Genomic DNA, 12,606 nt, shown 5'->3' on the forward strand with positions numbered 1-12,606 from the left:
GGTCAGTCGCGCGTCACGTGACCGCGCCGAGCTGCCAGGGCACGAACTCGTCGGCGCCGAGGTCCAGCTCCTCGGAGACGGTCTGCTCGCCCGAGGCCACGGCGAGGATCTTCTCGAACAGCTCGTCGCCGACCTCCTCCACCGTCGCGCCGGTCTCGACGATGCGGCCGGCGTCGAGGTCCATGTCCTCCCGCATGCGGCGGTAGGTGTCGGAGTTGGTGGCGACCTTGATCGACGGGGTCGGCTTGCAGCCCAGCACCGACCCGCGGCCGGTGGTGAAGACGACGACGGTGGCGCCGCCGGCGACGATGCCGGTCACGGACACCGGGTCGTAGCCGGGGGTGTCCATGAACGTCATGCCGCGCTCGGTGACGGGCTCGGCGTACTCGTGCACGGCCACGAGGTCGGCGGTGCCGGCCTTGGCGACGGCGCCGAGGGACTTCTCGAGGATGGTCGTGAGGCCGCCGGCCTTGTTGCCCGGCGAGGGGTTGTTGTCGAGGGTGCCGCCCCCGGCGGCCGCGTAGGCCTGCCACCAGTCGAGGCGGTCGAGCAGGCGCTGCCCGACCTCGCGCGAGACGGCGCGGCGCAGCAGCAGGTGCTCGGCGCCGAAGACCTCCGGCGTCTCGGCGAGGATCGACGTGCCGCCCTGCGCCACCAGCAGGTCGGACGCGTGCCCGAGCGCGGGGTTGGCGGTGATCCCGGAGAACCCGTCGGAGCCGCCGCAGTTCAGCCCCAGCACGAGCTCCGAGGCGGGCGCCTCCTCGCGGCGCAGCGCGTCGATCTCCGGCAGCATCTCGGTGATCGCGGCGACGCCGGCGCGCACGGTGGCGCGGATGCCGCCGGTGTCCTGGATGGTCAGGGTGCGCACGGGCAGGTCGTCGCGCAGCGCCAGCCCGTCGAGCACCGAGGCCGCGGGCAGCATCTCGCAGCCCAGACCGACGACGAGCAGGCCGGCCATGTTCGGGTGGCTCGCGTAGCCGCGCAGCGTGCGCAGCGTGACCTGCGCGCCCTCGGACGTGGGCACCAGCCCGCAACCCGTGTCGTGGGTCAGGGCCACGACGCCGTCGACGTGCGGGAACGCGTCCAGGACGGGGCCGCGGAACTGGTCGGCGACGAGGCGCGCCGTCGACGCCGAGCAGTTCACCGAGGTGAGGATGCCGACGTAGTTGCGGGTTCCCCACCGGCCGTCGGATCTCCGGTAGCCGGCGAACGTGCGCCGGGCGGCCGGCGCGGGGAGCGTCGTGCGGGCCGTGCCGAACTCGTGGTCGCGGGCACCGTCGTCGGTTCCGTCGGCGAAGCCGAGGTTGTGCGTGTGCACGTGCTCGCCCGGGGCGACGTCGCGCTTCGCCCGTCCGATCGACTGCCCGTACTTGCGCACCTCGGCGCCCGCCGGCACGGCGCGCAGGGCCAGCTTGTGCCCGCGCGGCAGCGTGGAGGCGGTCGTCGTCTCGCCGCCGGGGAGCCGCACCACCGTGCCCGCCGGGACCTGGCGCGTGGTCACCGCGACGTCGTCGCCGGGCCGCAGCACCAGGGCGACGTCGGCGAGGTCGACGACGCCGGGCAGGGGCGCGGCGTCGGGCGACGACGCGCCCGCGGCCAGGGGCAGCAGCGGGTGGTGCGGGGCGGTGCTCATCGGATCACGACCTCGGGATCGGTGCGTGCGGGCGGGCTGGGGGAGAAAGCCGGGGGTGCGGGCGCGGTCGACGCCCGCACCACGAGCTCGACGGGCAGGCGCCGGTGCCGGGCCGCGGCGCCGGCGTTGCCGCCGAGCAGGTCGACGGCCTCCCGTCCTGCCCGCGCCAGGGGGACGGCGACGGTGGTGAGCGCGGGGGTCACGAGGGCCGCCGTGGCGACGTCGTCGAAGCCGACGACGGAGACGTCGTCAGGTGCCCGCACGCCGCGGGCGTGCAGGCGCGCGAGGACGCCGAGCGCCACCAGGTCGTTGAAGCACAGCACGGCGGTCGCCCCGGCCGCGAGGGCCAGGTCGGCCGCCTGCACGCCCCCGCCGTGCGTGGGGCGGAAGCTCCCGAGGTCGAGGACCGCGCCGCCGGCGGCGGCGCCGAGCGCCGTCCGCCGCTCGGCGTCCGACCAGGACGTCCGGGGGCCGCCCGCGTAGGCGACGGTCTCGTGGCCGAGGGCGCGGAGGTGGTCCACCGCCTGCCGCACGCCGTCGGCGATGTCGAAGGACACCGAGGGCGCGCCGGGCGCCTCGCGGTTGACCAGCGCGACCCGGCCGTCGGCGGCGAGCGCTTCGCTGATCACCGAGCCGAGCGTCTCGGCCGGCATCCGTGGCGAACAGAGCACGAGGCCGTCCACCCGGTTGCCGAGCCGGGCGACGACGTCCTGCTCGAGCGTCGCGTCCTCGTCCGTGTCGGCCACCAGCACCTCGCGGCCGGTCTCCCGGGCGCGCGCCTGCACCCCCTTGGCGACGGCGGCGAAGAACGGGTTGGCCAGGTCGGGCACCACGAGACCCACGGTGGCGGTGGTGCCCGTCGTCAGGGCGCGGGCCGCCGGGTGCGGGCGGTAGCCGAGCGACGCGGCCGCCCGGGCCACCTGCTCGCGGTTGGCGGCGGAGACGTGCGGGGCGTCGGTCAGCGCGCGGGACGCCGTGGCCGGCGACACGCCCGCGGCGCGCGCGACCTCGCGCAGCGTGACCATGCGCACCCCCGAGCTCGACGACGACAGGGCTGGAACCGGTTCCAGCACGTTTCAGGCTAGCCTACCGGCCGCTCGCACGGGGTCGTCATCGGGCCAGGTGAACCACTCCTCAGACGGCGCGGCGGGCAGGTTGGCACCTCGTCGCGGCCACGGCGAACGCCTACCGACGAACGGCGAGCGCGCTCGCGTGCCCGCGCGGTAGCGTCGGGGCACGTCCACGGCCGCCGCCGCCCGTCCGACCCGAGGAGACCTCGTGCCCCGTCCGCCGCTGCCGACCACCGCCCTCGACCTCGTCCGCCGTGCGCAACCCGCCGTGATGGCCGTCGTCCGGCCCGACGGGAGCCCGGTCACCGCGGCCACCTGGTTCGTGTGGGAGGACGACGACTCGCCGACCGGCGGGCATCTGCTGGTCAATCTCGAGGCGGGCCGCAAGCGGCTGGAGCACCTGCGTGGCAACCCGCAGGTGAGCCTCACCGTCCTCGACGACGACTGGTACACGCACGTCACGCTGCTCGGCCGGGTGGTGGAGCTGCGCGACGACGCCGATCTCTCGGACACGGACCTGATCGCCCGGCACTACACCGGCCACGCCTACCCCGTCCGGGACCGCCCCCGCGTCACCGCGCGCATCGACGTGGACCGCTGGACGGCGTGGGGAGCGCTCCGCAGCCTGGTCGACAACACGGCACGCTGACGGAGGCACCGATGCGTCTCGGCGTCCCCCGCACCACCGGCGAGGACCACCGGATCGTCGCCGTCACCCCCGACGCGGCTCGTCGGCTCACCGAGCTCGGGTACGACGTCCTCGTCGAGCCCGGTGCGGGCGACGGCGCCCGGCTCGGTGCCCACGAGTACGTCGCGGCCGGCGCGCGCGTCGCCGGGCGGGACGACGTGTGGTCGGCCGACGTCGTCGTGGCCCTGCACGCGCCCGGTCCCGCCGAGCTCGACCTGCTGCGGCCCGGCGCGGTGCTCGTCGCGCAGCTCGCCCCCGCGACCGATCCCGAGCTGCTCGCCGACCTGGCCGCGCGCGGCGTTACGGCGCTCGCGCTCGACGCCGTGCCGCGCATCTCGCGGGCGCAGTCGCTCGACGTGCTGTCGGCCCTGTCGAACGTGGCGGGCTACCGCGCGATCGTCGAGGCCGCCGAGGAGTTCGGCGGCATGTTCACCGGGCAGGTCACGGCCGCGGGCACGACGCCGCCCGCGCGCGTCTTCGTCATCGGCGCCGGCGTGGCCGGCCTCGCGGCGATCGGCACCGCCGCCAGCCTCGGCGCCGACGTGCACGCCTTCGACGTGCGGCCCGAGGCCGCCGACCAGATCGAGTCGCTCGGGGCCCGGGTCGTGCGCGCCGCGGACGCGACGCAGCAGGTCAGCGCGGACGGCTACGCGAGTGCCCTCACGACCGACCAGGAGGCGGCGGCGCTGCGGACCTACGCCGAGCAGACGGCGCGGGCCGACGTCGTCGTCACGACGGCGCTGGTGCGCGGCACGGCGCCCACCACCGTCACGCGGGAGATGGTCGACGCGATGAAGCCCGGCTCGGTGATCGTCGACCTCGCCGCGTCGGGCGGCGGCAACTGCGAGCTCACGGTGCCGGGGGAGCGCGTGGTCACCGCACGCGGCGTGGTCGTCCTCGGGTACACGGACCTGCCCGCGCGGCTGCCGCAGCACACCTCGCGCCTCGTCGGCACGGTCGTGGCGGGCGTCGTCGCGCTGATCACACCCGGCCAGGACGGGCGGCCGGTGCTCGACCTCGACGACCCGGTGGTCCGCGGCATGACCGTCACCACGGGCGGGCAGGTGCTGTGGCCGCCCCCGCCCGTGCAGGTCTCGGCGGCCCCGACGGAACCGCCCCCCGAGGCCGCCCCGCCCGTCGGCCCGAGGGCCTCGGCGCAGCGGCACCGCCAGCGTCGCGTCGTGCTGGCCGCGCTGGGCGGCGTCCTCGCCGGCCTGCTGATCGCGGCGTCGCCGCCGGAGCTGGTCGGCCACTACACGGTGTTCGCGCTCGCCGTGGTCGTCGGTTTCTACGTCATCTCGAACGTCACGCACGCCCTGCACACGCCGCTCATGGCTCAGACCAACGCCATCAGCGGGATCATCATGGTCGGCGCGCTGCTGCAGATCGGCGACCCGTCGCCGGTCGTCACGACGCTCGCGGTGGTGGCGGCGGCACTGGCGGGTGTGAACGTCTTCGGCGGGTTCCTCGTCACCCGGCGGATGCTGGGCATGTTCCACCGGGACGAGCCCTCGCGGAGCGGGGGCGGGCGATGACCGTCACGTCGGTCGTGCAGGCCGCCTACGTCGTCGCAGGCATCCTGTTCATCCTGTCCCTGGCGGGGCTGTCCGCCCAGGAGTCCGCGCGGCGCGGGACGCTGCTCGGCATGCTCGGCATGGGGCTGGCGCTCGCCGCGACGATCGCGCTCGCCCTCGAGCGCTCGGCCCGCCCGTGGCCGGTGACGGCGGGGTTGATCCTCCTCGTCCTGGTCGTGGGGGCGGCGGTCGGCACGTGGCGTGCCCGCCGCGTCGAGATGACGCAGATGCCGGAGCTCATCGCGCTGCTCCACTCGTTCGTGGGGCTCGCGGCGGTGCTCGTCGGGTACGGGTCGTACCTGGGCGAGCCCGTGGGGGCGGGCGGGGCCGACGCCGTGCACCGGGTGGAGGTCTTCCTCGGCGTCCTCATCGGCGCGGTGACGTTCACCGGCTCGGTGGTCGCGTTCGGCAAGCTGTCCGGGCGGTTGCCGTCCGCGCCGCTGACGCTGCCGGCCCGCAACCTGCTCAACCTGGTCGCGCTCGTCGCCTGCGGAGGCCTGCTCGCGTGGTTCGTCGCGGCGGGCGGGGTGGCGGCAGGGACGGTCCCGCTCGTGCTGATGACGCTCGTCGCCCTCGCGCTGGGCTGGCACCTGGTCGCGGCGATCGGTGGCGGGGACATGCCGGTCGTCGTGTCGATGCTCAACTCGTACTCGGGCTGGGCGGCCGCCGCGGCCGGGTTCACGCTGGGCAACGACCTGCTCATCGTCACCGGGGCGCTGGTGGGCGCGTCCGGCGCCATCCTCAGCTACCTCATGTGCCGCGCCATGAACCGGTCGTTCTGGTCGGTCGTGCTGGGCGGCTTCGGCACCGGCGGCGGGACGGCGCCGGGCGTCACCGCGGAGCAGGGGCAGGTGCGCGAGACGTCGCCCGAGGCGGTGGCCGACCTGCTCACCGCGGCCCGGTCGGTGGTCGTCGTGCCGGGCTACGGCATGGCGGTGGCGAAGGCCCAGCACCCGATCGCGGACCTCGTCGAGCGGCTGCGGGGGAACGGCGCCGTGGTGCGGTTCGGCGTGCATCCCGTGGCAGGGCGGCTGCCGGGACACATGAACGTGCTGCTCGCGGAGGCCCGGGTGCCCTACGACATCGTGCTCGGCATGGACGAGGTCAACCCCGACCTGCCCGGCACGGACGTCGTCCTCGTCGTCGGGGCGAACGACACCGTGAACCCCGCCGCGCAGGACGACCCGTCCTCGCCGATCGCGGGCATGCCGGTGATCGAGGCGTGGAAGGCGCGCGACGTCGTGGTGTTCAAGCGCTCGCTCGCCACCGGCTACGCCGGCGTGGGCAACCCGCTGTTCTTCCGTGCGAACACGGCCATGCTGTTCGGCGACGCCAAGGAGCAGGTCGAGAAGATCGTCCAGGCGCTCTGACGTCGGGGCGTCAGACCCGCGAGTCGGCCTGCGACTCGTAGACCGCCGCGTCGAGCACGCCGTCGGGGTGGACGAACGCCGACTCCGGGACCGCGGTCCCGGCGGAGGAGATGCCGCTGACGTCGGCGGGGACGCCGCCGTCCAGGCTCGGCATCACGGTGGCGAGCTCGGGACGCCACTTGGTGAACCGGAACGGGAAGCACTTCTCCAGCACGTCGACCATCGCCGACGCGGCGGTCGAGGCGCCCGGGGAGGCGCCCAGCAGGCCGGCGATCGTGCCGTCGGAGGCGGCCACGATCTCGGTGCCGAACTGGAGCACGCCCTTGCCGTCGGAGTCGCGCTTGATCACCTGGACGCGCTGGCCGGCGGTGATCCGCTCCCAGTCCTTGGGGTGCGCGGTGGGCATGAACTGCTGCAGCGCGTGGAACTTCGTCTCCGGCGCGGCGGCGAGCTGGCCGACCAGGTACTGGGTGAGGTCGAGGTTCTTCAGGCCTGCACCGAGCATCGACGTGAGGTTGTGCAGCCGCAGCGACGTGATCAGGCCCAGGTACTTGCCCTTCTTGAGGTACTTGGGGCTGAACCCGGCGTACGGGCCGAACATGAGGTACTGCTTGCCGTCGATGACGCGGGTGTCGAGGTGCGGCACGGACATCGGCGGGGCGCCGACGTCGGCCTTGCCGTACACCTTGGCCTGGTGGCGGGCCACGACCTCGGGGTTCGAGGTGCGCAGGAACTCGCCGGAGATGGGGAAGCCGCCGAAACCCTTGATCTCGGGGATGCCCGCCGACTGCAGCAGGGGGAGCGCGCCGCCGCCGGCGCCGACGAAGACGAACTTCGCGGTGACGGTGTGGTGGCGGCGGTCGGCGTTCCACGAGCGGTCCTTGACCCGCAGCCGCCAGCGGCCGTCCTTGGTCTTCTTGAGGCTCGTGATCTCGTGCTCCGTGCGCAGCTGCGCGCCGCCTCCGACGAGGCCGTCGATCATCTGGCGGGTGAGGTTGCCGAAGTCGACGTCGGTGCCGGACGTCGCGCGGGTCGCGGCGACCGCCTCGTCCGGGTCGCGGTCCTGCGTGAGCAGCGGGGCCCACTGCTGGATGGCGGACCGGTCGGTGCTGAACTCGAGGTCGCGGAACAGGGGGTGCTTGCCGAGCGCCTCGTAGCGGCGGCGCAGGTAGTCGACGTTCTTCTCGCCGCGCACGAACGTCATGTGCGGGGTGCGGGACAGGAACGAGTCGTCCTTGAGGCGCCCGGAGGCGACGAGGTGCTGCCACAGCTCGCGCGAGACCTCGAACTGCTCGTTGATCGTCACCGCCTTGCTGATGTCGATCGAGCCGTCCTTGCGCTCCGGCGTGTAGTTGAGCTCGCAGAGCGCGGCGTGCCCGGTGCCCGCGTTGTTCCACGGGTTGGAGGATTCCTGGGCGACGTCGTCGAGCCGCTCGTAGATGCGGATCGACCAGCTCGGCTCGAGCTGCTGGAGCAGCGTGCCGAGCGTGGCGCTCATGATCCCGCCGCCGATGAGGACGACGTCGACGTCGGCCCGCGCGGGGGCCCCAGCAGTCGTAGCAGGCGAAGTCACGTAGCCATGCTACGTCGCGCGTGAAAACTGTCACAAAGAAAGAGATCAACCTCACACGACGCCCTGACCTGCAGTGACGCAGGTCACACCGGAGTTCGGCGAGGGCGCAGGTCAGCGCGTCGGGGCCGCCGCCGACGGCCACGGGCCGAGCTCGGGCAGCGGCACCGCGACCCCGTCGCGGGCGGCCGAGACCGCCCCTCTCGGCTCGCGGCCGGCGAGCCACGCGGCCACGTCGTGCGGGTCGCCGACGAGCTCGACGGCCGCCGCGTCGCCCCCGTCCTGCGGACCGGGCAGCCGGACGGCGAGGAAGTCGCGCAGGTGTGCGCGGAACGCGTCGTCCCACGAGTCGTACCCGATCGCGCGGTCGCCGAGGCCCGCCGTCGCGTCGACGGCGTGGATGCGGGCCTCGCGCCACCAGGCGAGCAGCGCGTCGGCCAGGACGCCGTCGCGGTAGGCGACGGGCGCGGACCAGGCGTCCCGGTCGGCCGGGTCCGGCCATGCCGCCGCGAGGCGCCCGCGAGCGGCGGTCAACGCCTCGACGTGCTCCGCCGTCGTGCGCACGGACCCCGCCTCGATCGCCGCGTCGCGCCCGGCCTTGCCGCCGTCGTACGGGGCGACCTTCTCGCCCCGGGCGGCGTACTCCGCCTGGCGGGCGAGCGCCGCGGCGACGTTCGCCACGTGCGCGAGCACATGGCCCAGCGTCCAGCCGGGCAGCGACGACGGCGCCGAGCCGGCATCGGCGGGCAGCGGGCGCACGGCGTCGATCAGCGCTCCGAGCGCGGCGTCGGCGTCGCGGGTCGCGTGGGTCAGGTCGGGAATGCTCACGGCCACAGCAGCTCCTTGGTCCAGGTGGTGTTCTCGAGCCGGTAGCGCAGGCGCGCCTGGCCCTTGTCGTCGCTCGCCTGCCAGAACTCGACCTCCGTGGGCGCGAGCGTCCAGGCCGTCCACGACGGGGCGACGGCGGCGGGGTCGGCGCGCGCGTCCTCGAGCCGGTCGGCGAACGCGCGCGAGTACTCCGCGCGCGAGCCGAGCGGCTCGCTCTGGTGCCCCACCAGCCCGGCGGCCCGCGATCCGTCCGGGCGCGCCCGGAAGTCCGCGGCGCCCGCCTCCGGTCCCGCCGACGTGGCCCGTCCCGTGATCCGCACCTGCCGACCGAGCTCCCGCCAGAAGACGGTGAGCGACGCGTGCGGGTTCGCCGCCAGGTCGCGGCCCTTGGGGCTGGCGGCGTGACCGGCGAACCACCAGCCGGCGGCGGTGACGTCCTTGAGCACCAGGGTGCGGGCGTGCACCCGGCCCTCGGCGTCCGCGGTCGACAGGACGGCGGCGTGCGGGGCGCCGATGCCGGCGGCGAGGGCGTCGTCGAACCAGCGTGCGAACAGGTCCTGCGGCGTGCCCGGCGCGGACGGCAGGTCGTCCAGGTCGATCCCGAAGGGCGGCAGGCCGGGCGGGAAGGTCGGCAGCGCGCGCAGGCGCTCGCGGAAGCTCGTGCTCGCGGGGGTCATGGTGTCTCCTTCAGCATCGCGACGAACCCTCGTACCGCGGCGCGCATGGCCTCGGGGTCGCCCGTGGCGCGGGCCAGCACGTACCCGCCCTGCACGACGGCGACGGCGGTGTGCGCCCGGTCGCGGGCCTCGGCCTCCGGCAGCCCGGCGTCGCGCAGGGTCGCCGTGACGGCGTCGAGGAGCCGCACGAAGTAGGCGGTGACGACGTCCCGCAGCCCGTCGTCGTCCATCACGGCCTGGTCGCTGGTGAGCCGGCCGACCTTGCAGCCGGCGAGCGCCTCGCGAGGCCGGCGTACGTACCCGATTACGCGCTCCAGGGCGGGGCCGCCCGCCTCGAGGTCGCGGCGGGCGGCGGTGAGCGCCTCGTCCACGGTGGCCCCGACCGCCGCCACGGCGAGGTCGTGCTTGGTGGGGAAGTGGTGGTAGAGGCTGCCTTGCCCGACGCCGGACGCCGCCAGCACCTGCCGCGGGCTGGTCGGTCCGACGCCCTGGGCGGCGAAGAGCTCCTGCGCCGTCGCGACGAGCCGCTCGCGCGCATCGGTGGTCGTGGTCATGCCGCCACCATACCTACCTCTAGGTATGGTGGCAATGCGCGGGGTCGGACGCTCCCCGCGGTCGGTTCAGAAGTAGTCGCGGACGTGCACCTGCCGGCCGCCCCACAGGGCGTCCCAGGTGTCGTCGTGGTCGGTCGGCCCCGTGAGGTGGCCCGCCAGGCGCAGGTTGGCGCACGACTGCGCGCCCGCGTAGGACTGGGCGATCCCCGCCGAGGTGAACGTCATGCGGTCGCCCGCGCCGACGCCGGGACCGGTGTCCGGCACCACGCGCACCTCGCCGTGGTCCACCCTGCCGACCACCCCGAGCGTCCACGCGCCCTCGAGGTCGGGGGCGGCAGCGTCAGCGACGGCGAACGGCACGCGGGCGGTGACGGGGGCGAGCCGCCCGGCGCCCAGGGCGCCGGGCACGTCCAGCAGCCGCAGCATGTACGGGCGGGACGTCACGGTGGCGGCGTGGTCGGGCAGGACGATCCGGGCGACGTCGGTGCCGGCCCAGCCGCCGGACGTGGACAGCGCGACCTCCCCGACGACCCCGGAGAACGTCCCGAGCAGCCGCCACAGCGCCCGGGCGGCATCGGGCGTGAGCGCGACCAGGTCGTCCACCTCGATCGCGGTCGTCCGGTCGTAGCCCGACCCGCGCGACCAGCTCGCGAAGCCGAGCACCCGTTCGCCGGGGTCGCCGTCATCGCCGTCGGGCCCACCCGCGACGGCGAGGCTCACGCCCGTGTAGTCCGCGTCGGGGCCGACCATCTCCTCGGCGAGCATCTCGAACGGGGTCTCGGCGCGCGTCAGCGGGCCGTTCTGCGCGGCCGCCCAGGCGTCGTACACCCGCCGGAGCGCCGGGACGTCCGCGGCCGTCGCCCGGCGGGTGCGCACCCCGCCGCCGGGCCGCACCGCGGCGAGCGCGGACATCGGGATCCGCACCTCGTCGTACGCGCCGACGACCTCGTAGCCCAGGCCGCGGTAGATCCCCGCCGCGGTGGGATAGAGCGTCGAGACCACCTCGCCGTGCTCGCGCGCCTCGGCCAGAACCGCGTCGAACAGCGGGCGCAGGACGCCCGAGCCGCGCCGCTCGGCCGCGACGGTGACCCCCGCGATCCCCGCCGTCGGCACGGGGGCCCCGTGGAACCAGGACGTGAACCGCCGCACCCCGAGCGTCGCGACGAGCTCCGGGGTGCCGGCGGCGTCCTCCACCGCCACCCACGGACGGGTGTTGGCCGCCGGCCACGACCCCGGTGTCGGGTCCGGCGGCGGCGTGGACGGGACGCCGAACGCCTCGGCGCCCAGGCGCCGCGCGGCGGGGACGTCGGTGAGGGTGCTCCGGCGGATCTCGAGGCTCACCGTCGGAGGGTATCCACGACCGCGTCGGCGGGGTAGGTGTTTGCCGTGCGCGTCGCGTCGTCGGGTCGGCCGCGCGGGTGGTGGCGCGGGGGTGTCGTGGCCGTGCCGCGGGCCGTAGCGTGTCCCGGGTGAGCGTCGTGCCGCCCGAGTCGCGACGCGTGCAGCAGCGGGTGCTGCTCGTCGCGATCCTCGCCTCGTTCGTCTCGTTCCTTGACGGGACGGTCGTGAACGTCGCGCTGCCCGCGATCGCGGACGAGCTCGGCGGCCCGGGCGAGGCCGGGCTGAGCCTGCAGCAGTGGGTGGTGGACGGCTACCTCGTCACCCTCGGCTCGCTGATCCTCGTGGCAGGGTCGCTCTCCGACGTGCACGGCCGCCGCCGGGTGCTCATGCTCGGGCTCGCCGGCTTCGCGGTGGCGTCGGTGCTGTGTGCGCTCGCGCCGACCGGCCCGGTGCTCGTCGTGGCGCGGTTGCTGCAGGGCGTCGCCGGGGCGCTCCTCGTGCCGAGCTCGCTGGCGCTCATCATCTCGACGTTCGAGGGCGAGGCGCAGGGGCGGGCGATCGGCCGATGGACCGCGTGGACCGGGACGGCGATGATCGTCGGCCCGTTCATCGGGGGCGGCCTCGTGGACCTCGTCTCGTGGCGGTGGGTCTTCTGGATCAACCTCCCGGTCGTGGTCGTCACGCTGGTCCTGCTGCGCGGCGTGCCGGAGTCACTGGCGGCCGCCGGCCGCCGGGTCGACGTCCCGGGCGCCGTGCTGGCGGCGGTGGGGCTCGCCGCCGCCGTCTACGGGCTCATCGAGCGGTCGTGGGTCTCGGTCGCCGCCGGCGCGGTGCTGCTCGTCGCGTTCGTCCTGTGGGAGCGCCGGGCGCGCGACCCGATGCTGCCGCTGCGGCTCTTCGCGGCGCGCAACTTCGCGTGGGGGAACGTCGCGACGGCCGCCGTCTACGGCGCCCTGGCGCTCGGCGGATTCGTGCTCACCCTGTTCCTGCAGCAGGTCGCGGGGTACTCGGCGACGGCGGCGGGGGTGGCTCAGCTTCCTGCGGTCTTCGCCATGCTCGCGCTCTCCACGCGGTTCGGCGCGCTCGCCGGGCGCTACGGCCCGCGCTGGTTCATGACGATCGGGCCGATCGTGGCCGGCGCGGGGTACCTGTTGATGCTCACGATGGACGCCGGTGCGGACTACCTCACCCAGGTGCTGCCCGGCCTGCTGGTGTTCGGCCTCGGCCTGTCGATCACCGTGGCGCCCCTGACGACCGCCATCCTCGGGGCGGCGCCGCCGGCCGACGCGGGCATCGCGTCG

Annotated in this window: 11 protein-coding genes; 4 read left to right on the forward strand and 7 right to left on the reverse strand. The window is 75.1% G+C overall.

Going from position 1 to position 12,606, the window contains the following annotated elements; genetic code table 11:
* Positions 1–13 precede the first annotated feature (13 nt).
* Together ABD254_RS18185 and ABD254_RS18190 are read right to left on the reverse strand one after the other, a co-directional pair.
* Complete coding sequence (locus ABD254_RS18185) at positions 14–1,633, reverse strand: UxaA family hydrolase (RefSeq protein WP_344250129.1); 1,620 nt, start codon at positions 1,631–1,633, stop codon at positions 14–16.
* Positions 1,630–2,706: a LacI family DNA-binding transcriptional regulator gene (locus ABD254_RS18190; protein WP_344250130.1), complete on the reverse strand. Its 1,077-nt coding sequence runs from the start codon at positions 2,704–2,706 to the stop codon at positions 1,630–1,632. Before ABD254_RS18190 ends, ABD254_RS18185 begins: the two co-directional genes overlap by 4 nt.
* A 205-nt stretch (positions 2,707–2,911) precedes the next feature.
* On the opposite strand from ABD254_RS18190, the gene ABD254_RS18195 reads away from it, so the two are divergent.
* Genes ABD254_RS18195 through pntB form a run of 3 tightly spaced genes read left to right on the forward strand, consistent with a single transcriptional unit; the run spans position 2,912 to position 6,335 of the window.
* Positions 2,912–3,352 carry a pyridoxamine 5'-phosphate oxidase family protein gene (locus ABD254_RS18195; protein WP_344250131.1) on the forward strand — a complete coding sequence of 147 codons (441 nt, stop codon included), beginning with the start codon at positions 2,912–2,914 and terminating at the stop codon, positions 3,350–3,352.
* Positions 3,353–3,363: 11 nt separating this feature from the next.
* Positions 3,364–4,926, forward strand: a complete 1,563-nt coding sequence (locus ABD254_RS18200) for a Re/Si-specific NAD(P)(+) transhydrogenase subunit alpha (protein ID WP_344250132.1) — start codon at positions 3,364–3,366, stop codon at positions 4,924–4,926.
* On the forward strand, positions 4,923–6,335 hold the full coding sequence (gene pntB / locus ABD254_RS18205; RefSeq protein ID WP_344250133.1) for a Re/Si-specific NAD(P)(+) transhydrogenase subunit beta: 1,413 nt from the start codon (positions 4,923–4,925) through the stop codon (positions 6,333–6,335). Before ABD254_RS18200 ends, pntB begins: the two co-directional genes overlap by 4 nt.
* A gap of 10 nt (positions 6,336–6,345) precedes the next feature.
* Here the strand turns inward: pntB and mqo are convergent, their stop codons facing one another.
* From mqo to ABD254_RS18230, 5 genes are all read right to left on the reverse strand, one after another.
* Entirely contained in the window at positions 6,346–7,908 is a 1,563-nt protein-coding gene (mqo, locus tag ABD254_RS18210; protein WP_344250134.1) for a malate dehydrogenase (quinone), read from the reverse strand.
* A 111-nt stretch (positions 7,909–8,019) separates the two neighbouring features.
* Positions 8,020–8,733: a maleylpyruvate isomerase family mycothiol-dependent enzyme gene (locus tag ABD254_RS18215; protein WP_344250135.1), complete on the reverse strand. Its 714-nt coding sequence runs from the start codon at positions 8,731–8,733 to the stop codon at positions 8,020–8,022.
* Positions 8,730–9,410 carry a pyridoxine/pyridoxamine 5'-phosphate oxidase gene (locus tag ABD254_RS18220; RefSeq protein ID WP_344250136.1) on the reverse strand — a complete coding sequence of 227 codons (681 nt, stop codon included), beginning with the start codon at positions 9,408–9,410 and terminating at the stop codon, positions 8,730–8,732. Before ABD254_RS18220 ends, ABD254_RS18215 begins: the two co-directional genes overlap by 4 nt.
* Positions 9,407–9,964: a TetR/AcrR family transcriptional regulator gene (locus ABD254_RS18225; RefSeq protein ID WP_344250137.1), complete on the reverse strand. Its 558-nt coding sequence runs from the start codon at positions 9,962–9,964 to the stop codon at positions 9,407–9,409. The genes ABD254_RS18220 and ABD254_RS18225 overlap by 4 nt, the downstream gene beginning before the upstream one ends.
* 66 nt (positions 9,965–10,030) lie before the next feature.
* Positions 10,031–11,305: a GNAT family N-acetyltransferase gene (locus ABD254_RS18230; protein ID WP_344250138.1), complete on the reverse strand. Its 1,275-nt coding sequence runs from the start codon at positions 11,303–11,305 to the stop codon at positions 10,031–10,033.
* A 128-nt stretch (positions 11,306–11,433) separates the two neighbouring features.
* Here ABD254_RS18230 and ABD254_RS18235 point away from each other — a divergent pair.
* Positions 11,434–12,606, forward strand: a 1,173-nt coding sequence (locus ABD254_RS18235) for an MFS transporter (RefSeq protein ID WP_344250139.1), incomplete at its 3' end; no start/stop codon positions are given.

This window comes from Isoptericola hypogeus (assembly GCF_039531145.1).
Classification (GTDB): domain Bacteria; phylum Actinomycetota; class Actinomycetes; order Actinomycetales; family Cellulomonadaceae; genus Isoptericola; species Isoptericola hypogeus.

Coding starts and splice junctions, on each gene's coding strand:
- ABD254_RS18220 (WP_344250136.1), bottom strand. CDS start 9,410: ATGACCCCCGCGAGCACGAGCTTCCGCGAGCGCCTGCGCGCGCTGCCG.
- ABD254_RS18225 (WP_344250137.1), bottom strand. CDS start 9,964: ATGACCACGACCACCGATGCGCGCGAGCGGCTCGTCGCGACGGCGCAG.
- pntB (WP_344250133.1), top strand. CDS start 4,923: ATGACCGTCACGTCGGTCGTGCAGGCCGCCTACGTCGTCGCAGGCATC.
- ABD254_RS18185 (WP_344250129.1), bottom strand. CDS start 1,633: ATGAGCACCGCCCCGCACCACCCGCTGCTGCCCCTGGCCGCGGGCGCG.
- ABD254_RS18200 (WP_344250132.1), top strand. CDS start 3,364: ATGCGTCTCGGCGTCCCCCGCACCACCGGCGAGGACCACCGGATCGTC.